The sequence below is a fragment of the Thermococcus coalescens genome, assembly GCF_055392585.1.
In genome coordinates this window covers 940,529-963,068 of record NZ_AP043764.1, presented here as the reverse complement: position 1 = coordinate 963,068, position 22,540 = coordinate 940,529, and the positions used below count along the sequence as shown (strand labels likewise).

23 protein-coding genes are annotated in these 22,540 nt (G+C 50.2%); 15 read left to right on the top strand and 8 right to left on the bottom strand.

Annotated elements, in window-relative coordinates:
• Positions 1 to 94: 94 nt before the first annotated feature.
• The 4 genes from ACZ5M3_RS05390 to ACZ5M3_RS05375 all read right to left on the bottom strand — a co-directional run bounded on the left by ACZ5M3_RS05390 (position 95) and on the right by ACZ5M3_RS05375 (position 5,625).
• A complete protein-coding gene (locus tag ACZ5M3_RS05390; protein ID WP_464840613.1) occupies positions 95 to 1,174 on the bottom strand; it encodes a DUF8203 domain-containing protein in 1,080 nt (359 codons plus the stop codon).
• 3 nt (positions 1,175 to 1,177) lie between these two features.
• The gene (locus tag ACZ5M3_RS05385) at positions 1,178 to 3,286 is read right to left on the bottom strand and encodes a DNA-directed DNA polymerase II small subunit (protein WP_464840612.1); all 2,109 of its coding nucleotides are present in this window, start codon (positions 3,284 to 3,286) and stop codon (positions 1,178 to 1,180) included.
• A complete protein-coding gene (locus ACZ5M3_RS05380) occupies positions 3,286 to 4,533 on the bottom strand; it encodes an ORC1-type DNA replication protein (protein WP_464840611.1) in 1,248 nt (415 codons plus the stop codon). Before ACZ5M3_RS05380 ends, ACZ5M3_RS05385 begins: the two co-directional genes overlap by 1 nt.
• Before the next feature lie 468 nt (positions 4,534 to 5,001).
• A complete protein-coding gene (locus ACZ5M3_RS05375) occupies positions 5,002 to 5,625 on the bottom strand; it encodes a DUF8183 domain-containing protein (protein WP_464840752.1) in 624 nt (207 codons plus the stop codon).
• Positions 5,626 to 6,311: 686 nt separating this feature from the next.
• Here ACZ5M3_RS05375 and ACZ5M3_RS05370 point away from each other — a divergent pair.
• From ACZ5M3_RS05370 to nucS, 3 genes are all read left to right on the top strand, one after another.
• Complete coding sequence (locus ACZ5M3_RS05370) at positions 6,312 to 7,328, top strand: potassium channel family protein (protein ID WP_464840610.1); 1,017 nt, start codon at positions 6,312 to 6,314, stop codon at positions 7,326 to 7,328.
• 185 nt (positions 7,329 to 7,513) lie between these two features.
• Positions 7,514 to 8,578, top strand: coding sequence for a DNA repair and recombination protein RadA (gene radA, locus ACZ5M3_RS05365; protein WP_297092932.1), 1,065 nt, complete (start codon positions 7,514 to 7,516; stop codon positions 8,576 to 8,578).
• Positions 8,579 to 8,613: 35 nt separating this feature from the next.
• A complete protein-coding gene (nucS, locus tag ACZ5M3_RS05360) occupies positions 8,614 to 9,366 on the top strand; it encodes an endonuclease NucS (protein WP_464840609.1) in 753 nt (250 codons plus the stop codon).
• On the opposite strand, the gene ACZ5M3_RS05355 is transcribed toward nucS, so the two are convergent.
• From ACZ5M3_RS05355 to ACZ5M3_RS05345, 3 genes are read right to left on the bottom strand one after another with little or no spacing between them, the layout of a single operon-like run.
• Entirely contained in the window at positions 9,363 to 9,743 is a 381-nt protein-coding gene (locus ACZ5M3_RS05355; RefSeq protein ID WP_464840608.1) for a DUF473 family protein, read from the bottom strand. The genes nucS and ACZ5M3_RS05355 overlap by 4 nt on opposite strands.
• Positions 9,744 to 9,752: 9 nt before the next feature.
• On the bottom strand, positions 9,753 to 10,481 hold the full coding sequence (locus ACZ5M3_RS05350) for a proteasome assembly chaperone family protein (protein ID WP_464840607.1): 729 nt from the start codon (positions 10,479 to 10,481) through the stop codon (positions 9,753 to 9,755).
• Positions 10,482 to 10,535: 54 nt separating this feature from the next.
• Positions 10,536 to 10,748, bottom strand: coding sequence for a hypothetical protein (locus tag ACZ5M3_RS05345; protein ID WP_464840606.1), 213 nt, complete (start codon positions 10,746 to 10,748; stop codon positions 10,536 to 10,538).
• A gap of 113 nt (positions 10,749 to 10,861) precedes the next feature.
• On the opposite strand from ACZ5M3_RS05345, the gene ACZ5M3_RS05340 reads away from it, so the two are divergent.
• The 5 genes from ACZ5M3_RS05340 (at position 10,862) to ACZ5M3_RS05320 (ending at position 16,740) form a co-directional block, all read left to right on the top strand.
• Positions 10,862 to 11,635 carry an S-methyl-5'-thioadenosine phosphorylase gene (locus tag ACZ5M3_RS05340; RefSeq protein ID WP_464840751.1) on the top strand — a complete coding sequence of 258 codons (774 nt, stop codon included), beginning with the start codon at positions 10,862 to 10,864 and terminating at the stop codon, positions 11,633 to 11,635.
• Between the two features lie 332 nt (positions 11,636 to 11,967).
• A complete protein-coding gene (locus tag ACZ5M3_RS05335) occupies positions 11,968 to 13,368 on the top strand; it encodes a PqqD family peptide modification chaperone (RefSeq protein ID WP_464840605.1) in 1,401 nt (466 codons plus the stop codon).
• Positions 13,331 to 14,098, top strand: a complete 768-nt coding sequence (locus ACZ5M3_RS05330) for a hypothetical protein (RefSeq protein WP_464840604.1) — start codon at positions 13,331 to 13,333, stop codon at positions 14,096 to 14,098. The genes ACZ5M3_RS05335 and ACZ5M3_RS05330 overlap by 38 nt, the downstream gene beginning before the upstream one ends.
• A complete protein-coding gene (locus tag ACZ5M3_RS05325; RefSeq protein ID WP_464840750.1) occupies positions 14,079 to 15,275 on the top strand; it encodes an MFS transporter in 1,197 nt (398 codons plus the stop codon). The genes ACZ5M3_RS05330 and ACZ5M3_RS05325 overlap by 20 nt, the downstream gene beginning before the upstream one ends.
• 190 nt (positions 15,276 to 15,465) lie before the next feature.
• Positions 15,466 to 16,740, top strand: coding sequence for an amidohydrolase family protein (locus ACZ5M3_RS05320; RefSeq protein ID WP_464840749.1), 1,275 nt, complete (start codon positions 15,466 to 15,468; stop codon positions 16,738 to 16,740).
• Here the strand turns inward: ACZ5M3_RS05320 and ACZ5M3_RS05315 are convergent.
• A complete protein-coding gene (locus ACZ5M3_RS05315) occupies positions 16,737 to 17,561 on the bottom strand; it encodes a hypothetical protein (RefSeq protein WP_464840603.1) in 825 nt (274 codons plus the stop codon). The two genes, ACZ5M3_RS05320 and ACZ5M3_RS05315, sit on opposite strands and share 4 nt — an antisense overlap.
• 137 nt (positions 17,562 to 17,698) lie before the next feature.
• Between ACZ5M3_RS05315 and ACZ5M3_RS05310 the strand changes: the two genes are divergently transcribed.
• The 7 genes from ACZ5M3_RS05310 (at position 17,699) to ACZ5M3_RS05280 (ending at position 22,347) form a co-directional block, all read left to right on the top strand.
• Positions 17,699 to 18,241, top strand: coding sequence for a [protein ADP-ribosylglutamate] hydrolase (locus tag ACZ5M3_RS05310; protein WP_464840748.1), 543 nt, complete (start codon positions 17,699 to 17,701; stop codon positions 18,239 to 18,241).
• A 103-nt stretch (positions 18,242 to 18,344) separates the two neighbouring features.
• Positions 18,345 to 19,298 carry a hypothetical protein gene (locus tag ACZ5M3_RS05305; RefSeq protein WP_464840602.1) on the top strand — a complete coding sequence of 318 codons (954 nt, stop codon included), beginning with the start codon at positions 18,345 to 18,347 and terminating at the stop codon, positions 19,296 to 19,298.
• The gene (locus ACZ5M3_RS05300) at positions 19,289 to 19,642 is read left to right on the top strand and encodes a hypothetical protein (RefSeq protein ID WP_464840601.1); all 354 of its coding nucleotides are present in this window, start codon (positions 19,289 to 19,291) and stop codon (positions 19,640 to 19,642) included. The genes ACZ5M3_RS05305 and ACZ5M3_RS05300 overlap by 10 nt, the downstream gene beginning before the upstream one ends.
• A gap of 237 nt (positions 19,643 to 19,879) precedes the next feature.
• On the top strand, positions 19,880 to 20,128 hold the full coding sequence (locus ACZ5M3_RS05295; RefSeq protein ID WP_464840600.1) for a hypothetical protein: 249 nt from the start codon (positions 19,880 to 19,882) through the stop codon (positions 20,126 to 20,128).
• The gene (locus ACZ5M3_RS05290; protein WP_464840599.1) at positions 20,095 to 20,496 is read left to right on the top strand and encodes a hypothetical protein; all 402 of its coding nucleotides are present in this window, start codon (positions 20,095 to 20,097) and stop codon (positions 20,494 to 20,496) included. The genes ACZ5M3_RS05295 and ACZ5M3_RS05290 overlap by 34 nt, the downstream gene beginning before the upstream one ends.
• Positions 20,483 to 20,872, top strand: a complete 390-nt coding sequence (locus tag ACZ5M3_RS05285; RefSeq protein WP_464840598.1) for a hypothetical protein — start codon at positions 20,483 to 20,485, stop codon at positions 20,870 to 20,872. The genes ACZ5M3_RS05290 and ACZ5M3_RS05285 overlap by 14 nt, the downstream gene beginning before the upstream one ends.
• A gap of 32 nt (positions 20,873 to 20,904) precedes the next feature.
• On the top strand, positions 20,905 to 22,347 hold the full coding sequence (locus ACZ5M3_RS05280) for an NAD(P)H-hydrate dehydratase (protein WP_464840747.1): 1,443 nt from the start codon (positions 20,905 to 20,907) through the stop codon (positions 22,345 to 22,347).
• The last annotated feature ends 193 nt before the right edge of the window (positions 22,348 to 22,540 follow it).

The following is a 22,540-nucleotide window of genomic DNA, read 5'->3' as shown; positions in this document are numbered from 1 at the left end:
TTCTCAACATAAGTCTCTATGAAAGGACACCGCCTGGTCTGGCGGTATCCCCATGAAATTTTGAACACCAGATCCCTAAAAACATTTCGGTCACTCATTGATCATCACCGTACAGTGCCATCAGCTCAGAGGCAGTGATATGAGTCACGGGGAAGCCAAGACTCGTTGAGAGGTACTCCCCCAATCTTTCCCCATATGGCCCAAGCGAAACCACAATCCCCCCTTTAGCAAGCATGGCAAGATCTCCCCCTGCACCCGCCTGCAGGGATAAAAATTTCAAGGAGCCCATTTTATCGGCGGCGTATCTCAACAAATGCTCAAATGCAGGGGATGTTTCGATCAATTTCTGTTCTTTTTCTCCGGGGAGCAGACCCTCTTTAAGAACGTAAATTGCTGGAGAGGGATAGAAAGCAGAGGGATCGACATCGTTGGACACGGATATCGGGACGATCCTTGATAGATGCTTTCCCCCAATATGATACACCCTCAACAGCTCCTTTGGAAATCCAACAGAGCTCAGGTTAGCTTGGAGAGCATCAATGTCAAGCCTCCATCTGGACAGAGAAATCATCTCTTTTATATATCTCAGAAGCAGATCTGCAGTGGAAATAAGCGGATGAACCTTGTCGCCATTCGGAATAACGGCGACCTCGCGGGCACGGGATAGGAGCTCATTCCAAGCAGCGGTAGCAGGGGAGGGGTTGAAGTTGTCAACATAAACCTTGGGCTTAGTGCGAGTCAATCTTGATGCTACAACCCATGCAGGGATATAAGAAAAATAAGACTTGAGAGTCTTTTTTATAAAAGCCATGACACTTTTCTGGTTGCCATCAGGCATGTTTATTTTTTTAACACCAAAAGAGGCAAAAACAAAGTTTGTAATAACCTTATTAGGGACAACAACGTCTTCAATGAACTCTTTCATGAGGAGCAGGTACGCAGTGGGATCGCCATCCTCCTCGACAAGGTATCTTCTTAAATCGGAAGAGGAAAAAATCCATCTCGGAGTCTTCAAGCCTATACCGACTTTCAATTGCTCAAAGAATTCCCTGTAAGTGCGGATGTACTCATCAAAATCAGAATCCCTGACACCAACTGCAACACCAATCCTAGCAATAAACGTTCCGTTTTTTCCGATGAATTTGATATCTCCCTCATCGGAGCCAATGAACACTGCTCAAACCCCCTCGCAGTACTCATCGAATCTGATAACGGCCCTCAGCCGGGCCGTCTCGATGTCTATTATCGGAACCCTCGCCGGGGTGGGCACGATGTTCACCATCTTCTGGAATTCGGTCTGCGCCTGCCATGTTCCAGTGTTTATCAGGAAAACACCGTTGTACATTTTGTACTGCATGACGTGGACGTGGCCGGCCTGGAACAGATCCGGAACGGACTCTATGACGAGCGTATCCTCCGAGTCAGGCGCAATAGGAACCTTCTCCCCAAAGGTCGGGGCGAGGTGGCGGAGCTTGAGCAGGTCCAGCATCGCCTCCGCCGGCCGGTGGTGGCTTCTGTTGGGCAGGGCCGTGACGACGTCCTCTATTCCCCTACCGTGAGCTATGAGAAAATCCCTGCCGTGGAGCCGTATCACGGCCGGATTGCTTATGATGATCGCGTTCTTTAGCTTCAGAAGGGGTCTGGCATACTCTTCATAGAAGCCCGGCTGCGGCAGGGCAGTTCTGGCCGCATCGTGGTTGCCCGGGCCGATGAACATGGTTATGTGATCCGGCACGTTGCTCAGCAGATTCGCGAGTGCCTCGTACTGGTCGAAGATGTCAGGAATGGCGAGCTCGTTGTACTGGCCGGGATAGATGCCGATGCCGTCGACAACGTCGCCGGCGATTATCATGTACTTAATCCTGCTGACGAACTCCTCTTCAGCCCTGTTGTTGACGTCGCCGTTGAGCCACTCCAGGAAGCGCATGAATGCCTTTTCGCAGAACTTGTTTGAACCGACGTGAACGTCGCTGAGAAGAACGGCGTAAACCTTCTCTTCAAGGGGCGGCTTCTCGCGTTTGAACTTGGGGACGTCCGGGAGGTAAATCCTGTTCGCAAAGAATATTCCCCGCCCGGAGTAGCGGCCCCTGAAGGCCACCACTGCATCGGGCATTATCTCAAAGAACTTCTTGCTCTCCTCGTTGTTGCGGTTTATGAAGACCTTGATGACACCGGTATTGTCCTCCACCTCGAACATGAAGCCCTTTGCGGTTTCGCGCTTGCTGTTCACAAGGCCGATTATCGTCACCTCATCGTCGCTCTTCACATAGCCCAGCTTGGCTATGTCTATCACCCCACCGATCTCGGGGTTCTCGCGGAGGATTCTGCGCATCTTCTTGAGCCTGCTCCTGAAGTAGTCGGAGTAGACCTTGATTATGAGGTCACCCTCCTTGCCAGCGGCGTTTTTGGCCTTGGGGAGGGCAAATTTAACGTTCTTCACGTCAAAGGTTATCTCATAATCATCGGGTATTTCCTTTGCCCGGTAGTGGAACCCCTCCCTGGGCGAGATTTTGAAATCGGAGTAGACCGAGTAGCTCTTCTCCTCCTCTGGAACCTCCTCACCCACGTATGCGATGGGCACCCCGTAGTCACCGTAGACCACCTTGGGCTTAACCCCGTTTCCGTTCTCCTCCCCGTTAACGTAGCCGTTATTGTATCCGTTGCCGTTTTCGGGAGGAGCTTCCTCAACGACGGCTTCACTTTCCATGGGAAGGCTTTCATCTGAGGCCTCTGATAATATGGGCTCTTCAACTTTGGTTTCGGATTCGAAGTCTCCCCCGACCTCGGAGGTCTCGACATCTCCAGTGGAAATGAAACTCTCCCCCCTGGAAAAAGTGCCCTCTTCTCCCCCAGATTGTAAAATTTCATGAGTTTCCTCACTGCTTTCAAGGACAGTTCCAGTGGAAATGGACGTTTGAGAAGCACCAACTAAAGAAGGCATTGATTTGTCCATTTCCGTTGAAGAATCAGTCAACACACCAGATTCGCCGAAATCAGATGGCTCCTCCGAGATCTCCACAGTAGGGGCAGACTCTGGCAAGACGTATTCCTCAAGAGAAGGTGCTTCTTGGGGAGAAGACTCTGTGGAACTTTCCATTGGAGAGACACCCTTCCATGACAGGAACTCCTTTGCCAGTGCCGAGTCTATCACAAAGGTTCCCTTTGACTTTGCAAACTTTATGAGCTCCGCGAGCGTGAAGTCTCTCTTATAGGCGTCAACGAGAAGGTAGTAAGCCGAGGGGGTGATTAGATAGTTATTCGACATCAAATCCTCGATCAGACCCATCAGAGCAGCCTCCTCTGGCGGGACATGCTCACGGTGAGCACGGTCTGGAGCTGGTGATCATGGCGATATATGTTTTTCACTTTATAAGGAGTTACGTTCAGGCGGATTTCCTTGGTCCTCCCATAGCGCCCCTTGCTGACGACCTTCGCGTTGATGATGCCCAGCATATCGAGCTCATTGATGAGGTCGCTGACGCGCCTCTGGGTGAGGGGTTCGAGGTCGATGTGGTCGCAGAGGGACTTGTAAACCGAGTAAACGTCACCGGTGTTGGCAGGCAGTTCGCCGTTCTCATCTAGCAGGACTATCGCATAGAGGAGAACCTTCGAGTGGAGCGGGAGCGTCTTTATGACCTCCTCCATGGTGTCCTGCTCTATCTTCTCCTGGGCCTTCCAGACGTGCCTCTCAGTAACCTTGCTGGCTCCCTCGCGCTCGGCTATCTCGCCGGCAACGCGGAGGAGATCCAAAGCGCGCCTAGCGTCGCCGTGCTCCCTCGCGGCCAAAGCCGCACAGAGGGGGACGACCCCATCATCCAGAACGCCCTCGTTAAACGCACTCTCGGCACGCTGCATGAGTATATCTCTGAGCTGGTTGGCGTCGTATGGCGGAAAGACAACCTCCTCCTCGCTCAGGCTTGAGAGGACGCGGGCATCGAGGTACTCCTTGAACTTGAGGTCGTTGGATATGCCGATGATGCTGACCTTTGCCCGGGAAAGCTCCGTGTTTATTCTCGTGAGGGAATACAGTATATCGTCGCCGCTCTTCTTGATGAGCTTGTCTATCTCGTCCAGGACAATTATAACGAAGCGCTCCTTGGCGTCTATAACCTCCTTGAGCTTGGCGTAGACCTCATCAGTCGGCCAGCCGACGAGGGGAACCTCGACACCGCTCTCCAGCTTAAAATAGTTCACGATGTTCGCCAGGACACGGTACTGAGTATCGACTATCTCGCAGTTGACGTAGATAACATCCACTGGAACGTTGTACTTCTGTGATATTTTCTTGAGCTCCTCGGTCACGAACTTGATCGTTACAGTCTTACCAGTCCCGGTTTTTCCATAAACGAAAACGTTGGAGGGAGTCTCACCGCGTAGAACGGGAACCAGAATATGAGCGAGGTTCTCAATCTGCTCACGCCTGTGGGGAAGCTCCTTGGGCGTGTAGCTGTGCCTGAGGACCTCCTTATTCTTAAAGATCTTCTTGGCGTGAAGGTACTTCTCAAAGATTGAATCGAGATAACTGTCGTCCATGGGCACCACCCACTCCACTGGAAATCCAGCCCCATCGTTGATTTTTATTCATGAAATCCCCTATTTGTTGAGCATGTGATAATTCTATATCCCACAGTTGTCAATTAGCCAATTTTATCGAAGAGATCCTGAACATCAAACATGTGCTCCAGAGGAAGCACCGGATGCAGAGGAAAGCATAGATAATCGAGCCGAGGGGTTTATATGCCTTGTTGAACAGGTGGATGTAAAAAGGCAAGCGGAAAATAGAGGAGATAACCAAGGGAAAGAAGGCAAAATCGTCCTTCTTTGTCGCGTAGTTGTCCCATCATAGCACCAAGGACGGCGCCGAGAAGCTCTCTGGCGCCCTTCTCTGCGCCCACGGGCTACTCCCAGGATACCCACCGGAACCATCTTGGGGAGCATGACAGTTGTGCGGCCATAGAGCCGCCCAAGTGCACTAGGAAACCAACAGAAATGTAAAAAAACTCAGAAGTAGCCAACGTCCTTTCTCTGCTCATCCATTTCTTTCTTGGCCGCGAATACCTCGTCGAGCAGGTTCTTGGCGTCCTCAACGCTCATTCCAACTTTGACCGTGAGGAACCTCATCAGCTCATTCCGGCTGGCACCGTGATCAACCCTCTCCATAACCATCCCCACGATGCGATCAAAAATCTCCCTTGCAAATGCCTCCTCAAGACCGAGCTCTGAAACGGCGGACATCAGCCCTATGAGGAGTGATGTTAAGGCGTCGTTGAACTCCTCCTTGCCAAGGGTCTTCTTGTCCAGATCAACGCGAAGGTAAACGTCATCGTCCATGCCCGAGAGTGTGAACTTCATTAGGTTCACCTGGTCGTTGAGACGCAGGAGAGTGTGATACACCTTAAGCTTCTCGTCCTTTGTCATGGAGAACGTCTCCAAACCCAGCGGCACCAGCAGGTGGATAAAGTCCTCCGAGAAGGCCACCAGCAGGGAGAAAGGCATCCTTGGATGCTCCGCCACGTACATGCCGGGCCTCATCTCCTTAACTGACCAGGGGAGGTCAACGATGTCTTCGGCCTTATCGTTGCCGGCCCGCAGCCACTCCAGAACCATATTCTCAATGTCCTCCATGGGAACCACCAACACAAATTGGTCAAAGGGGTTAATAACGTTGCACCCGAAGCGGAGGTTTCCACAGGAAGCAGAGGGGTTCCAAGTACAGCAATGTACATTAGAAGTTTCAATTCGCAAAGGAATCTATGAATACATTTGGCCATTTCAACTGAAGGAGGAATGCACGTTTATGGATATCCACACAAGCACATCGGAGTAATCTTTTGGACATTTTGGGAAAATAGATATGTTAACACCATGGCAAATAAGTTAACAAAAAATGCCCCCAGAGAGTTTCATTTCCTGTGGAGCACGGCTTTAGCTACTCTAGTATCTGTTTCGTATTCTTGGTAAAACTCTCCCGTTCCTTCTACAACTTCTGATATTTATATATTTTCATGAACAATGTTCATAAAAATAATGCAATCATAGATAATGATGAAAATTAGTCCAATGGACATCCACCATTATTTAAAAGCTATAGATTTGGCGTTTGTAATATGCTTTATAAATTCCCCTTTCCATAAACCCTCTGACTAAATCCGTCCATCTCCAAAACTGGGTTCCAGTGGAAATGAAACTCTGGGGGGTCTTTCAGATGGGCATCGAAAAAGACCTCTGTTTCCACTGGAAAAATGAGTCCATCCGTGGATGTGTAAGGGCATGGGTGATAATTTTTTAAAGCAGGCATCGTAGTGTACACCATGATTCCCGTACCTGTGGTCAGGAAGCTTCTCAGGATGAAAGTCAAGGTCAGCAGGAACCGGCTCCTCCAAATAGCGATGCTTGTGCTCCTGCTGGCGGTTGTTTTTGCTTCCCTGTTCATGTACTTTGAGGATGTGGGCTTTTACACGGCTTTTTACTGGGCAGTCATAACGATGGCCACGATAGGGTACGGGGATATAACGCCCCAGACCGAGGCCGGCCGTGCCGTGGCCATGGTCGCTGCCGTTGCCGGAATCTCGACGTTCACGGCTCTCGTTTCAATTCTGGCTGAATACTTCATTTCATCATCTCTGAGGAGGATGATGGGCATGCACAGCGTTAGGTATTCCGGACACTACGTGATAATCGGCCGCGGGAGCAGCATCCCCAGCTGTGTGGATGAACTCATGTCCGCGATTTCCAGTGGAGAGGTGGAGATGCGGCCGATTGTGGTGGTCTTCCCCGATGAGAGCGAGAGGAAGAAGGTTGAGCTTCCAGAGGAAGTGGAGGTTCTTATAGGAGATCCCACGAACCCGGAAACGCTGGAACGCGCCCACGTGAGGGAGGCATCCTACGTCATTCTCGCCCTGGAGGACGACTCGAAGTCAGTGTTCACGACTCTCCTGGTGAAGCGCATGTCCAAGGCTAAGGTCTTCGTCGAGGCCCTCCGCGGCGAGAGCATGGAGCTGCTCAAGGGTGCTGGGGCCGACAGGGTGGTACTCAGCAGAAGTCTCGCCGGAAGGCTCCTCGCAAGCTCCGTTTTCGAACCAGAGGTTGTAGACGTCATAGACGACCTTACCACGGCCACCAGCGGCTACGACATCTCCGTTCTGGAGCGGGAAGAGCTGTGGGGCATTCCATACATTGAGGCAATGAAGCGCCTCCGCAATGAGGGCTACTTCCTCCTCGGTTATTACAAGGAGAAACCCGTTCTCAACCCGGCACTTGAAGAGGAGATTCCTGAAGGATCCAGACTGATCGTAATAAAACCCGGCTCTTCCAGTGGAAGGGAGTGATGGCGTTGCCCCCAGGCTCTGCCATTGAGGGTACATCCGATTTTCACTAAAGCAGCTCGGCAATAGTGTGAATTTGCAGCATGGCCCAGTACTCACCATTCTTATCTTTCGCTCCACCGGAAAGAAAAGTATATAACCCTTCGGCTTTTTACCCCTATGAAAGGTAGTTGTAGCGGGTGAGTGAGATGCCACGAAAGAAGAAGGCTGACGATGAAATAAAAGAGCTCGAAGAGTTTGAGGAGCTCGATGTCGTTGCGGAGTCCCCGTCAAGCTCAACCAAGAAAAAGAAGGAGAAGGAAATAAAGACCCTTGAAGACCTCCCCGGTGTCGGGCCGGCAACCGCCGAGAAGCTCCGCGAGGCCGGCTACGACAGCATCGAGGCCATAGCAGTTGCCTCCCCAATGGAGCTCAAGGAGATAGCGGGAATAAGCGAGGGTGCGGCACTCAAGATAATCCAGGCCGCCAGAGAGGCCGCCAACATCGGAACCTTCATGCGGGCGGACGAGTACATGGAGAAGCGCAGAACCATAGGCAGGATTTCCACTGGAAGCAAGAGCCTCGACAAACTCGTCGGCGGTGGGGTTGAGACCCAGGCGATAACGGAAGTGTTTGGCGAGTTCGGTTCCGGAAAGACCCAGCTGGCTCACACCCTTGCAGTGATGGTTCAGCTCCCCGAGGAGGAGGGGGGCCTTCACGGTTCGGTCATATGGATAGACACCGAGAACACCTTCAGACCTGAGAGGATAAGGCAGATCGCCGAGAACCGCGGCCTTGACCCCGACGAGACCCTTAAGAACATCTATGTCGCCCGCGCTTTCAACAGCAACCACCAGATGCTCCTCATTGAAAAGGCGGAGGAGATAATCAAAGAGAAGGCTGAAACCGACAGGCCGGTAAAGTTGCTCGTCGTCGACTCACTCATGGCCCATTTCAGGAGCGAGTATGTCGGCAGAGGAACGCTCGCGGAGAGGCAGCAGAAGCTGGCCAAGCACCTCTCAGACCTGCACAGGATAGCGGACCTCTACGACATAGCGGTTTTCGTCACCAACCAGGTTCAGGCGAAGCCAGATGCCTTCTTCGGCGACCCAACGAGGCCCGTTGGTGGCCACATCTTGGCGCACAGCGCGACCCTGAGGATCTACCTTAGGAAGGGCAAGGCCGGCAAGCGCGTGGCCAGGCTCATAGACAGCCCCCACCTTCCCGAGGGAGAGGCGATCTTTAGGATAACCGACAAGGGCGTCGAGGACTGAGTTAGCTTTTTAACCCCTCTTCTTTACCCATTTCCATGTCAAAGGTTGAGGCAGTGACGAACCCCTCCCGCGAGGAACTCCTCAGGATAATCGATTCCGCGCTATCAAAGGAGGCCATGCTAACGATTTTTGCCCGTTGTAAGGTTCATTACGACGGCAGGGCCAAGAGTGAACTCGGCTCCGGGGACAGGGTGATAATAATCAAACCGGACGGCGCTTTTCTTATCCACCAGAGCAAGAAGCGGGAACCCGTTAACTGGCAGCCGCCGGGGAGCTTTGTAACTGTTGGTGAGCGTGATGGAGTAATCGTCCTTCGCTCCGTGAGGAGGAAGCCGAGGGAGATACTTGAGGTCGAGCTTGAGGAGGTTTACCTTGTTTCTCTGTTCAAGGCCGAGGACTACGAGGAGCTTGCTTTGACAGGCAGCGAGGCCGAGATGGCGGAGTTCATCTTTAAAAATCCTGAACTCATCGAGCCGGGCTTCAAGCCCCTCTTCAGGGAAAAGCAGATCGGCCACGGCATAGTTGACATCCTCGGACGCGATAGGAACGGCAACCTCGTCGTCCTTGAGCTGAAGCGCAGGAAGGCTGACCTTCATGCCGTCAGCCAGCTCAAGCGCTACGTTGAGGCCTTGAGAAAGGAGCACGACAACGTTAGGGGGATACTCGTTGCACCGTCCATGACCTCCGGTGCGAAGAGGCTCCTCGAAAAGGAGGGCCTTGAGTTCAGAAAGGTTCAGCCGCCAAAGAGGGAAAAGCTCGGAAAAGGCAGGCAAAAGACCCTGTTTTAGCCCATGTCCATCTCCTGCGGCAGCATCTCGCGAACCCTGACCACCAGCACCGTGTTCCTCTTCCTCACCTCGACTATTCTTCCGAGGCCGAGGAGCCTCACCTGGGCCCGGCACACGGTCACTTCCCTCTCGTCGCTCTCCTCCCAAGGGATTCTCTGTTCCATGCTCTCCAGGCGGAGTATCTCCGCTAGGAGTCCCTCAGTGCCCACCGTGACGTCCTGGAAGGTCTCGTAGGTCAGAAAAACCCTCCCGAGCTCGCGGGCCCTTTCGAGCGCAATGACGTTCCTCGCGCTCCTTATCTCCAGGGTTTTGTATGGGCTCCTCAAAAGCTCGTCGAGAACCCGTCTCGCGATTCCGGCGAGGGTTATCGCCTCCATGCTCCCACCTCACAGGTAGATGCTCTCGTACTGCTTCTCAGCTTTTCTCCTGGCCTGCTCCATCTGCTCGTGCATCTTCCTCAGCTGGGCCTCTATCATCTCTGCTTCCTTGAGCAGGGGCTCCGTTGAGACCTCTATCGGCGTCAGCTTCTTCAGGACCTCTATGACGTTTGCTGCCGCCCTCGGGTCGGGTCTGTCCCCGAAGGTCTCCCCCAGGAGAACATAGGCGTCGAGTTTTTCCTTGCTTGCTTCCCAGAGGAGCTTTCCGCTCATCCCCATTATCGAGCCGTACTGGAGGATTTTCACTCCCAGGTTCTCAAGCTCCCTGTTCAGCTCTTCCTTGGCCCCAACTCCCCATACGTCCATCTTCTCCTTGAATAGGCCTATGCCTATGCCCCCTAGGGATACAATCTTCTCCGCCCCCATGTCCTTGAGGTACCTCACGAGCTCCCTGGCTATCTCGCTGACGAGCGTTGGCGGGACGTAGATGTCTGCCACTGCGAGTATTATGTTGTCCCTTCCATAGAACCTGAGGGGAGGGTTTGGCTTTCCATCAAGGATCAGCGCCATTGGGGGGATGAACGGGCTCTCCACGTAGCCTATCATCTCCATTTCCAGCTCCTTGGCAAGAAAGTTGGCCGCTATGTGTCCCACGAGGCCTATCCCGGGATAGCCCTCTATCAGTATGGGGTTCCTGATCTCTGGGAGCACTATCTTGACTGGACTCCCGTTTTCCACGGTACCACCCCCGGAGAAATTTAGTTTCAAAAGGTTATTAAATTTTCGTCCCGCCTACGTGCTCCCCTTCATTTCCTTCTTTATCCTCCACTCGTACCAGATGAACCCTCCGAGCACCCAGCCCACCATAAAGACCACAAGCCAGCCGACAGATAGTTTAACCCCTGAACCCAGAAGATGGAATGCGAGCAGTGTCCCTACGAACCAGCCAAGGGCTCCTGCGAGGGTCCAGGATACGAGCCACCTGGTTCCGGGATCCTGCAGCATGGTCTCCCCACTCTCAGTTGGGCCTCATGCCCTTAAGCTTTATTCCGGGTTGTGTTTCCACTGGAAAAGCAACCCTTAAATAACTGGGGCTTTATTTTTACAGGGTGATGTCTATGGTGAGGATAGGTATCATAGGTGGTTCGGGCGTTTACGGCGTTTTTGAGCCTAAAGAAAGCGTCAAGGTGCACACGCCCTACGGCAGACCTTCGGCTCCAGTGGAAATCGGGGAGATAGAGGGCGTTGAGGTCGCATTCATACCGAGACACGGGAAGAACCACGAGTTCCCGCCGCACGAAGTGCCCTACAGGGCAAACATCTGGGCCCTCAAGGAGCTCGGCGTCGAGAGGGTTATCGGGATCACGGCAGTGGGTTCGCTCCGCGAGGAGTACGAGCCCGGCGACATAGTCATAACCGACCAGTTCATTGACTTCACTAAGAAGAGGGACTACACCTTCTACAACGGTCCGAGGGTCGCCCACGTCTCGATGGCCGACCCATTCTGTCCAGAGATGAGGAAGATTTTCTACGAGACCGCCAAGGAGCTCGGCTTCCCGGTCCATGAAAAGGGCACCTACGTCTGCATCGAGGGGCCGAGGTTCTCAACGAGGGCCGAGAGCCTCATGTTCAGGCAGTACGCCCACATAATCGGTATGACTCTCGTCCCGGAGATAAACCTCGCGCGCGAGCTGGGCATGTGCTACGCGAACATAGCGACGGTTACGGATTACGACGTCTGGGCCGAGGAGCCCGTTGACGCCCAGGAAGTTCTCAAGGTCATGGCCGAGAACAACTACAAGGTGCAGGAGCTTCTAAAGAAGGGTATTCCAAAGATTCCCAAGGAGAGGAAGTGCGGCTGTTCAGGCGTGCTGAAGAGCATGTTCGTGTGAGTTTTTGTAGTACTCTTTTGAATTGTTTTTCTTTTCTACTTTTTTAATCTGCTATGGGATTGGTTTGATACTTTTCAAGTAATCCCTTTTTGTGACGCATTGAAAAAAAAATGATCATGCTATTGTAAAGCGTAAAGCTTAAATATGATTTTGTCTTCATTTATTTTGAGGTGGTTCCCATGAAGACACTACAGTTTGAGAAGCCAAAAATAGTCCCCCTGAAAAGCAAGAAGACCCAGTGGACCATATGGGGACTTTGGGGTAAATTACCACTTTGACATTATGATTTATTGGCTTTCCTTTATCCTTTACCTATTTAGGGGTGTGGAGGTATGGAAAAGGTTTTACTTGACCCGGAATCGGTGGTACAATTGAACCCTAACTATGTTATTAGGCTTGAATATTTTGGTGGAATACTCTATGATAAACAGCATAGGGGCTATTATGGTCTTAACCGAACTGCTTCAGATATTCTTTTTCTTACTCAATATTCATTATCCTTAAGTGATATTGTTAGTTTATTAAGCAGGATATATGAATTGAAACCAAGTGAAATTATGGACGTAGTTTCCGAGTTCTTATACCCTCTTTTGACAAATGGAGTTGTTAAAAAAGGTCATAAAAAGGGTAATCCGAATAATGCATTTAACCAACTGGAAAAAATGCGGAAATTTGTAGATCAATTAAAATACCTATCTGCCCCATTAACTGCATTCCTGTACTTGACTTGGAAGTGTAACATAAAATGTAAGTATTGTTTTTTGAAAGCGCCGAGAAGGCTTTTACGTGAGCCATTGACATTGGAGGAGATTAAAAAGGTTATAGATGAACTATCTGAAATGAGAACTTTTGAGTTATGTATAACAGGTGGTGAACCACTTCTGGATCAAAGGCTCCCGGAGGTTGTTAAATACGCCTGTGAGAGAGGATTTACAGTAAATATTACTACTAATGGTCTTCTTGTTAATAGAGAACTAGCAAAGAAATTAGCAACATGTAATGTTAATGTTCAAGTTCCTCTTCACAGCTCAGATTTTAAAATTCATGATGAACTTACAGGCATGCCTGGCTCTTTTGAGAAAGCGGTAGATACCATTAAACTTCTAGTTAATTTGAATATGAATGTCTCTGTAATAACTATTTTACAGAAAGCGAATAAGGATGATCTTCGTAATATGCTCCCATTAATTAAAGAGTTGGGGGTGCATGTGTGGAATATTGTGGAATTGAAACCAGTAGGGAGAGCAGATAACTCGATGGCAATACCCCTCAAGGAGCGCTTAAAAATCATTGAGGAACTAGAGCGAGAAGCAAATAAATTAGGAATACAAATAATAGCAGAAAAACCCTTCTTCTTTGTCGGTGATAAGGGGTTGTCTCAAACTCTTATCAATGATGAATTCTACAAACTTTTCACTAGATGTGGCGTACGGACTGGACGATATGTAGAAATTACACCAGATGGATTTGTTTATCCATGTGACTTATTGCTGGGAGATACTTTTCCCAATCTTATCGCAGGAGATTTACGCCAAAATACATTCAAGGAGATATGGCATTCTTCAGAGATTTTAAACAAATTCCGGAACCTCAAACAGGAAGATATGCACGGGAAATGTAAATCATGTATATACTTTGATCTCTGTGGAGGAAAATGTAGAGCATTAGCATATAGCTACTATGATGGTGATTTATATGCTCCAGATCCCAGATGCCCGTACGAACCAAAATGAGTATGGTGTGGTGGAGCTTTTAGGGAATCCTACATTAAAATTGATTATAACAGACGCTTGGTTTAGTTTATCAGAAATTGTTAATACTTCTAATAGTATATTGCAATACATGTCCGAGTTCTCAATAAACTTGTGCAGGGGATTTGAGATATCCCTTAGGACGACTTTAAATATTATTGAACAATATCATGGACCACTAATGCCGACACTTCAAGATCCAGAGATAACCTTCTCCTTGCCTTCTCCGGACGTTGTTTTAATGGATTTTAAAACGATCACAAGAGTACTTGTTTTATTCTATGCCCCATCTCCTCCCAATACTGAAGAAGAGTTTATTGTATTATCTAAGATAATCGGACATGAGCTTTTTCACATGTATTTGGATTTAGAGTTTCTTCAAAGGAACTTTCCGAGGGGGGATCCAGGTATATTCGTTGTAGAACCTATTAAGGATGATTTAGTGATGATTGAAGAAAGTGTGGCAGAAGCAATTTCTAACATTGTCTCTCAGAGGATGTTATCAGAAAATATTAAGCCTTCAACTGACTTTTTGAAGTCTTTTGAGTATACCAATAGTTATAACTCACATCTTATAGAGAAAATTAGTAAACTAAAGAAAGTTCCTAGCAATGTTTTGTCTTCACTAATAAACAACAGGAGGGTTACAAAAGTTGAATTCAAACCAGAATGGTTTGAGCTATTTGAGTCTAATGAAAAACAACAATGTTAAGCTTTTGATCATAGCATACTTTATTGACACTATTGCAGTGGCTTATCTTCTCGGTTACTACCTAAATATCACGATAAACGATATTGGGGGACCAGAATTGTTGGGGTTCTTCTCAATGGCGAACAACTTTTTTGCGAGTTTTATACCTATAATAGCCGGTGCGTTTAGTGATGCTCATGGTAGGAAAGGAGTGATAGTAGTCTCAACTGTGTTTGAAGTGCTAAGCCTGTTGGCATTAGGGATTATTATTGAATCTGGGAGTGTTCTAGTAATAATTCCGGCTATTCTTCTTAATGTGGCGTTTATGGCATCCTCTCCTGCTATTGTTTCGTTAATTGGTGAATCTGTCTCAGTGGAGTATCTTGGAAGAGCGTTATCACTTATCTTTTTAGCAAACAATGCTGCGAGTATTATAAGTTATCTGGCATTTGGTTCATTATTGAGTGTCGTGAGTATCTCTAACCTATTCCTTCTCTCTGGATTTGCCGTGTTAGTGGCCATAACATTGTATCTTCGCATTTCAGAGACTTTAAGACCAAATAATGTCCAATCTAATGTTTTGGAGCCTTTAAAAGGCATCTTTAAAGGTGTCAAATTTGTTCGAGAACCCCATTTAAAGCTCTTTCTAATCTACATCTCTTTTGAATTTTTTATTGGCTCAATAGCAACCGCATTTGTTCCCGTGTTTCTTCAAAATGTATATTCTCTAAGTGTTTCGGAAATCTCCTGGCTATATTCTCTAATCACGCTCTTCACGATTGGTGGAACCCTAATGGCCGGTTATGTCGTTGACAAGTATGGAAGTGTAAAGTCCCTCATACTGAAAGACACACTGTCTATCCCCCTTCTGGGGATTTTTGCCCTTGCTCTTTCTCCCGTGGCTCTGTTATCATTAATCTTTTTATCGTTTATTGAACAATTAAAAGTGGCCTCTGAAAGGTATGTGGTAGAAAACACAAATCCAGAATATCGGGGTTTGATATTGGGTGTTAAAAACTCTCTGACAAGAATATTTTCAGTCCCAGGCCCCATGTTAGGGTTTTTCCTGTGGAATGTATCTCCCAAGATGACTTTCTTGGCACCTGCAGGACTTACTCCGTTAGGGATACTCATACTTGTAATGCTGAAAAAGATCCGTGAGAATGAACGGGTGAGTAGGTGTGACGCTATTAGCTGAACTTTTTAGTACATTCATGAGCCTTTCGCAAATTCCACTAAATGTCTTTGAGAACGGCTACGCCTCCATCTGGGACCACTACAACGAGTTCAACCCATACTCCTGGAGCCTCTGGGTTCCGCTCTGATTCTTCTCCGTCACCTTTTTAACTTCCACCGGAAACACACCTCCTTAAAAAAGGGTGATGTCGATGAGCATTCTCATCAGGAACGGCCGGGTTATCTACGGCGAGAACTTCGAGGTTGTCGAGGCTGACGTTCTCATCGAGGGGAACAGGATCGTCAAGGTGGCCAGGGGGGTAAGCGAGGCCGCCGATACGGTGATAGACGCCAAAGGAAGGGTTGTTTCTCCCGCCTTTGTCAACCTGCACACACACTCCCCGATGGGCCTCTTCCGCGGTCTCGCCGACGACCTTCCTCTCATGGACTGGCTCCAGAACCACATATGGCCGAGGGAGGCGAAGCTGACGAGGGAGTACACGAAGGTCGGTGCCTATCTGGGCGCCCTGGAGATGATAAAGACCGGCACCGGAACCTTCCTGGACATGTACTTCTTCATGGACGGCGTTGCCGAGGTGACCCTCGAGAGCGGCCTGCGCGGCTACCTCAGCTACGGCATGATAGACCTCGGCGATCCCGAAAAGACCGGGAAGGAAATAAAGGAAGCCCTCCGCACGATGGAGTTCATAGAGGGGCTTAACTCAGACAGGGTCCACTTCGTCTTCGGGCCGCACGCACCTTACACCTGCTCGATAGCCCTGCTCAGGGAGGTAAGGAAGCTTGCAGACGGGCACAACAAGCTGATAACCATCCACGTGAGCGAGACGATGGCGGAGATAGGCCAGATAAGCGAACGCCATGGAAAGAGCCCGGTGGTTCTCCTCGATGAAATTGGCTTCCTGGGAAGCGATGTTATCATAGCCCACGGCGTCTGGCTCGACAGCAGGGACATACAGATACTCGCGAGGCACGGCGTCACCGTCGCCCACAACCCGGCCAGCAATATGAAGCTTGCCAGCGGGGTAATGCCGCTCCAGAGGCTCCTGAATGCGGGCGTAAACGTCGGCCTCGGCACCGACGGCAGTGCGAGCAACAACAACCTCGACATGCTCGACGAGATGAAGCTGGCCGCTCTGCTCCACAAGGTTCACAACCTCGACCCGACGGTTGCGGATGCCAAAACCGTCTTCAGGATGGCAACTCTAAACGGTGCCAAAGCCCTGCGCCTCAAGGCGGGCGTCATAAAGGAGGGCTACCTCGCGGACATAGCGATAATCAACTTCAACCAGCCCCACCTGAGGCCGGTCAACAACGTGGTCAGCCACCTCGTCTACTCGGCGAACGGAAACGACGTCGAGACAACCATAGTGGACGGAAAAATCCTTATGCTCGACAGGGAAGTGCTCACGCTTGACGAGGAGAGGATAATTGACAAAGCCGAAAAAACGATAGAGAAGCTGGCTTAGAGGCTGGCCAGCAGGTCGGGGTCAACACTTACCTCGTCTCTTTTTCTCCATGTCGGCCGTCCGGTTAGTCTCACGAACATCTCTGCCCCCGAAACGTTTGCCAGGACATTCGCAAGTTCGCTCAGGGCACCGTCTACAAGTCCAATGACAAGTGCTGTGATGGCTCCTCCACCCATCCACGATATCATCATGACGATCCCGCCAGCCGCCGCGACGAGTCCAACAACCGAGAGCATCAGCAGAAAACCGTAGGCCATCGTCTCCTTTTTCTCACTCCATGCCGTCCCTATAATGTCCATTCCCGCGCTGAAGTCTTCAGTCCAGATGTAGGCGGGAACCATCATTGCTATGAGGCCGAGTACAAACAGAACCGCGGGTATCGCTGGTATCGCCGCGACTACGTAGCTTACCGGTTCCGGTAGAATCAGGTAGAGAAAGATCGCCGGGATGAGCAGGAGAAGTGCTATGAAGCCTGCCAGAAGTCCATAGACTATTGAAATCAGAATGACCTTGAGACCTCCGATGAACGATTCCCTGAGGACTCTCCCCTCATTGATGTCCTCCCCATTGAATCGGTGTTTGTATGCCTTTGTTGGGTAATAGAACGTTGGGATTCGCAGCAGCAGAGCCAGCAGGACTAACGGAATCGCTATTTCCCACGCGACATCGGGCCTGTACGCGATTAGTTCAGCATCGTCACCGATACCGAGAACCGTGAGTATGGCCATTGAGATTCCAGCCAGAACCACTGGAACCCGCCAGATTTTATTTTCTTCGGATATGGCCCTGAAGGCTGTTCCAATTGCACTGAATGCGTCCATGTAATCACCCCAATGAATTTTGTCCGGGCCTTTTTAAATGTTACTGTCTGGAGTTGTATCGATAGTAGAGTAAACCATAGTAACGAATCGCGCAAGGGTTAAATCCCTCCTGAGTAATCCCTGAAACGGTGAGTCCGATGGTCTCCTTCGAGATCGTCCGCGGTGACATAACCCGCTTCCCGGCTGAGGCTATAGTCAATGCCGCGAACAAATATCTTGAGCACGGCGGCGGTGTCGCCTACGCGATAGCTAAGGCTGCCGCTGGGGGCGTGGGGGAGTACATTAGGATAAGCAAGGAGGCTATGCGCGAGCAGCTCGGGAAGGACTACATCGAGCACGGGGAGGTCGTCGTAACGCCGGCGTTAAGGCTCGAAAAGTACGGCGTCCGCTACGTCATCCACACGGTTGGGCCTTACTGTGGGGGAGCCTGGGACGACGACAGGAAGGAAAAGCTTAGAAAGGCAATCCTCGGCGCGCTGAGAAAGGCCGAGGAGCTGGGGGTTAAAACGATAGCCTTCCCGGCCATAAGCGCGGGAATATACGGCTGCCCGCTCGGGGAGGTCGTGAGGACGTTCAGGGAAGTCGTTGAGGAGTTCGGAAAGGGAGCGGGGGGCGTTGAGAAGGTCTATTTGGTGCTGTACTCGGAGAGGGATTACGAGAGGGCGTTGGAAGCTGTTTAAATCTCCATATTTTCTATTTTGGATTTCGCAATTCACACCATGGGGGATGGAAAACTATATATACGGCTAATGCCTAATGCCTAATGCCTAATGCCTAATGGTGATGCTCTTGAAACGGGCTGGACTCTTGGTTGGAGTGCTGGTGTTGATTTTTGTTTTTTCGGGATTTGTTAGTGCACGGCCGCAGGCTGACGTTGACAGCTGGACTGCCATTGGTCTTTTTGTCAGGGAGCAGATTGAGGTGGCACATGCCAAAGGAACCATCAACGATCCTCATTTTGTGGAGGGACTCACTGACCTCGTTCTGAAGAAGTTTGGCGGGGGGCTTGATGCTGAGATTGCTGAACATGCTAAAAACCTCACACCTGGGCAGAGGGAAACCCTTAAGCGGTTGCTGGTAAGCGATTATGTCTCCTACCTTTATCAGAAGAGCTTTTACCCCAAGAACGCTAAGGTGTTGGTTGTAAAGCCTATCAATGTTGCATCAGTTAAGACTAACGGTAAGGTCTATGACTATTACTATGCTCCGATGAGCTCTTCGATCCCCTACCCAATTCACTGGTGGGTGCAGGTTAGCGTGGACATTACTGGTGGTAGTGGAGTTGATGACGGTGGGAACGGATATGATGTTGACGGGAAGAATGACCTATTTAGAATAGTGGCGTACTATACATCCAGTAGTGTCCAGTATGAACTTCACTTTTACGACGAGGATCACCCGGATCCGCTTGTGGATGACTGGTACGACGGATACAGATGCGATCATTACCCTGGAAGAGATGATACTTACGGATGTGAGGATGTTGAAAGCATTAAAGTTGAAAATGGAGTTATAGAATTCCCAAGTACTTGGAGTTATATGTATGAATGTCATGGAAACTACTGTTATTGGAGACAGCAGACCTATGGTGAACCCCTACCTACCCATTCAAGCGGGGAGAGAACATATTTTTCCTCGACAGTTATTTACGTGAGCAACACGTGGAACCATCTAATGGATACTGTGGACTCTAACCCGCGTATGAGCAAGAAGGAGTGGTATACATCATGGAGCTGAGAACCCCTTTAAAGATTCTTTTATCTTTACTCCTCCTTTTTCATGTTGTGGTTATCTGGATGATTTTTCCTCTCCTTGTGGATATTTCTCTCTGGCAGACACTCCTGTTCTTAGTTTCTGCGGTGCTTCCGTTTTACAGCGTCTATGAACTTTTCTTGAACGAAAATAGGGGAATCCCCGCATCTCTGCTATGTTTTATTCTCCTTCTCCTGCTGGATATCACTATCGGTTTCAGGGCTCTTTATCCTCTGCCTTTGACAGGAATTGGAGGGAGTGCAATCCTTTGGTTTTTGGGAGAATGTTCTAATGGTGATTTTCATGAAAATGAACAAAGAAGATGCTAGCGAAACTTTAAAGGCTATTTCCCTCCTAATAGCCTTTAGACTTCTCGCAATAGGTGGAGAAACCCGTAGCGGTCAGCCGAGGAGTTGAGTGTATATCTGGTGCTGTACTCCGAGGATGCCTACAGAGCCGCTCTGGGGGCTGTGGGTTAGGCCTGGGGGTCGTTTCCCTTTTGACTTAACACGCCCGCCGATGGAAAATTATATAATCTTTTAACGTTAGATACATTGGGGAATGCCATGTCCTGTAGGGAACTTGAGGAACTCGTGAGAAGCATTGTCCTTGGGTTTGCCGTGCTCTTCGTGTCCGGCCTCCTTGTTCTCTACTACGCGATCAGGAAGGTGGCCTGTGCCCAGGGGCTCTGCGAGTCTAGGGGCTGGAACTCCCCGCCAATTTACAGTGCCGACATGTTGGTCATGGTCTTCTCCGTCTCGGTGCTCTTCTTCGCCCTCCTGTGGTACGTTTCGTCGAGGGAGAAAGAAGAGTAGGGGGTGCTGGCATCCCGGAACTTAGAAAGTCCCTGAAAACGGCCCTTAAGATCCTCGTATCCCTGCTGCTCCTTTGTCAAGCTGTGGTTATCATGGTGATTCTTTCCCTTATCCCCAGCCCATCCCTCTGGTGGACGATTCCATACTTGATCTCCATAGTGCTCTCCTTTTATGGGGTCTATGGGCTTTTCTTGAACGAGAATCTGGGTATCATCGTCTCACTGTCGTCCTTTGCCCTCTTTCTCTTCAACACCCCTCTTGGTTTTGGGACTATTAATCTCTTGCCTGCGATAGGCATCGTGGGAACTGTTTTCCTGTGGCTTGAGAATGGCTTAAACTTCTCTGGTGGTAGAAATGAGAAAGGATAAACCCTTTCTCTGGCTGCCTTTACTTATACTCTTCCGGCTGGGCCTTCGCTTCGTCACGCTCCTCGATCCGGTTCTCGGCATGGTGCTCTTCTACAACGCCCCTCTCATGCTGCGTTTTCCCGGATTCGCTGTCCTCAGCTATCCGCTCATTGTGGGCATCGTTGAGGCTTACCTCGTGGTTGCCCTCAGAAGAGAGAGGTTCCCCTTCGGCCTGCTACTCGCGTATTTTATGACTGCCATCGTTTTTGAGTTCCCCTACGCGGCAGTTAATGGTGGGAAAAGTGGGATTCTCCTCTTCGCCGTGATGTGGTACATAACTGCTCCCATCGGCCTGCTTCTCGTTCTAACCTCGTATCGCTCATGGAAAACCCCTTAACCTTTGAGTTTGAAATTTCCCCGGTGGTGCTCATGAGGATCGAAGACGTCTACATCTGGGATATCAACGCGAAATGGCTCGGCATAACCCCCTACCAGCTCATGGAGAACGCGGGGGCGGGAGTTGCCAGGACGATTGAGGAGAGGTTCGGGAAAGGCCTCAGGATAGTGGTTTTTTCTGGAACCGGCAACAACGGAGGTGACGGCTTCGTCGCTGCAAGGCATCTCAGCTTTGACAACGACGTTACCCTCTTCCTCGTCGGCGACGAGGCAAAGATAAGGAGCGAGGAGGCAAGGCACAACTGGGAGATTCTAAAAAAGCTCGACTTCGTGAAAATCAAGGTTCTCAAGGATTCCTCCCAGGTAAGGCCGCTTGACCTTTCGGGCTTTGACGTAATCGTCGATGCCCTCCTTGGGGCCGGGACGAAGGGCGAACCGAGGGAGCCGATACGCTCCGCGATAGAGAAGATAAATGAGTACGCCGGAAGGGCCAAGATAGTCAGCGTTGACCTGCCGAGCGGCTATCCTAGTGGAATTAGAGTTAAGGCCGACTTCGCGGTGACCTTCCAGTGGGACAAAGAGGAGTATGAGGGCTTCGAGAGGGTGATAGCCAAGATAGGCTATCCGAAGGAGCTCTACCACCTCGTTGGCCCCGGTGATGCGAAGTTCGCCCTGAGGAAGAGGGGCGAGCACAAGGGCCAGAACGGAAAGCTTCTCGTCATAGGGGGAAGCGAGGACTACTTCGGTGCCCCCTACCTCGCTTCCAAGGCCGCCAGCTACTTGGTTGATCTGATCTATCTTGCGATGCCCGAATACCCTGCAAGGAGGATAAGCGACCCCGACCTGATCTTAAGGCCGGTCGGGGGGAGGAACTTCACTCCTGAACACGTTGAGTCCCTTCTAGAACTGGCCAAGAAAGCCGACGCCGTGGTTATCGGTCCCGGAATCGGTCTCAAGGAGGAAACAAAGGCCTTCGTCCGGGAGTTCGTAGAGAGGTGCGAGAGGCCCGTGGTGATAGACGCCGACGGGCTGAAGGCGGTGGCCGAAGATTTGAGCGTTCTAAAGGGCAGCACTTTCGTTTTAACCCCCCATGCCGGCGAATTCAGGCTCCTCTTCGGGGAGAAGCCTGAAGGTTCGCTTGAGGAGAAGGCGGGGCTTGTAATGGGGAAGGCCGACGAAATCGGGGGCACGATACTCCTCAAAGGCCCTTACGACATCATAAGCGACGGAAAAGCCTGGAAGTACAATAAAACCGGAAACAGGGGCATGACCACCGGCGGAACGGGTGACGTTTTGGCCGGCCTCGTCGGGGCTTTACTCGCGCTCGGCAACGAACCGCTGAGGGCCGCTTCCGCCGGGGCGCTCCTCAACGGCCTTGCTGGGGACATGGTGAAGGAAGAGCTCGGCGAGAACTTCACGGCTTTAGCGGTCGCGGAGAAGGTTCCCTGCGCGGTTAAGTGGGCTTTAGAGTTTTGAAGAATTTGGAGTAGGTTTGCTGATGAATTTTTGTCTGGTTATATTTATTGGTTTTCTTAGTTTTTTGCTAGTAATGTCCGAAGAGCTATGATGAACGCTCTTTTACTCCTGCTCCTTTTCGTCAATCGGATTCAAAGGTAGGCAGTTAAAATCTTTTTTTTTCATTAGTTTGTAAGTTACAACTGGGAAGAAA

Bases quoted from the DNA above. Each gene is read 5' to 3' on its own strand.
- ACZ5M3_RS05385 (WP_464840612.1), bottom strand. From the start codon at position 3,286: ATGGGTCTGATCGAGGATTTGATGTCGAATAACTATCTAATCACCCCC.
- ACZ5M3_RS05380 (WP_464840611.1), bottom strand. From the start codon at position 4,533: ATGGACGACAGTTATCTCGATTCAATCTTTGAGAAGTACCTTCACGCC.
- ACZ5M3_RS05375 (WP_464840752.1), bottom strand. From the start codon at position 5,625: ATGGAGGACATTGAGAATATGGTTCTGGAGTGGCTGCGGGCCGGCAAC.
- ACZ5M3_RS05370 (WP_464840610.1), top strand. From the start codon at position 6,312: ATGATTCCCGTACCTGTGGTCAGGAAGCTTCTCAGGATGAAAGTCAAG.
- radA (WP_297092932.1), top strand. From the start codon at position 7,514: ATGCCACGAAAGAAGAAGGCTGACGATGAAATAAAAGAGCTCGAAGAG.
- nucS (WP_464840609.1), top strand. From the start codon at position 8,614: ATGTCAAAGGTTGAGGCAGTGACGAACCCCTCCCGCGAGGAACTCCTC.
- ACZ5M3_RS05355 (WP_464840608.1), bottom strand. From the start codon at position 9,743: ATGGAGGCGATAACCCTCGCCGGAATCGCGAGACGGGTTCTCGACGAG.
- ACZ5M3_RS05345 (WP_464840606.1), bottom strand. From the start codon at position 10,748: ATGCTGCAGGATCCCGGAACCAGGTGGCTCGTATCCTGGACCCTCGCA.
- ACZ5M3_RS05340 (WP_464840751.1), top strand. From the start codon at position 10,862: ATGGTGAGGATAGGTATCATAGGTGGTTCGGGCGTTTACGGCGTTTTT.
- ACZ5M3_RS05335 (WP_464840605.1), top strand. From the start codon at position 11,968: ATGGAAAAGGTTTTACTTGACCCGGAATCGGTGGTACAATTGAACCCT.
- ACZ5M3_RS05330 (WP_464840604.1), top strand. From the start codon at position 13,331: ATGCTCCAGATCCCAGATGCCCGTACGAACCAAAATGAGTATGGTGTG.
- ACZ5M3_RS05325 (WP_464840750.1), top strand. From the start codon at position 14,079: ATGAAAAACAACAATGTTAAGCTTTTGATCATAGCATACTTTATTGAC.
- ACZ5M3_RS05320 (WP_464840749.1), top strand. From the start codon at position 15,466: ATGAGCATTCTCATCAGGAACGGCCGGGTTATCTACGGCGAGAACTTC.
- ACZ5M3_RS05315 (WP_464840603.1), bottom strand. From the start codon at position 17,561: ATGGACGCATTCAGTGCAATTGGAACAGCCTTCAGGGCCATATCCGAA.
- ACZ5M3_RS05310 (WP_464840748.1), top strand. From the start codon at position 17,699: ATGGTCTCCTTCGAGATCGTCCGCGGTGACATAACCCGCTTCCCGGCT.
- ACZ5M3_RS05305 (WP_464840602.1), top strand. From the start codon at position 18,345: ATGCTCTTGAAACGGGCTGGACTCTTGGTTGGAGTGCTGGTGTTGATT.
- ACZ5M3_RS05300 (WP_464840601.1), top strand. From the start codon at position 19,289: ATGGAGCTGAGAACCCCTTTAAAGATTCTTTTATCTTTACTCCTCCTT.
- ACZ5M3_RS05295 (WP_464840600.1), top strand. From the start codon at position 19,880: ATGTCCTGTAGGGAACTTGAGGAACTCGTGAGAAGCATTGTCCTTGGG.
- ACZ5M3_RS05285 (WP_464840598.1), top strand. From the start codon at position 20,483: ATGAGAAAGGATAAACCCTTTCTCTGGCTGCCTTTACTTATACTCTTC.
- ACZ5M3_RS05280 (WP_464840747.1), top strand. From the start codon at position 20,905: ATGAGGATCGAAGACGTCTACATCTGGGATATCAACGCGAAATGGCTC.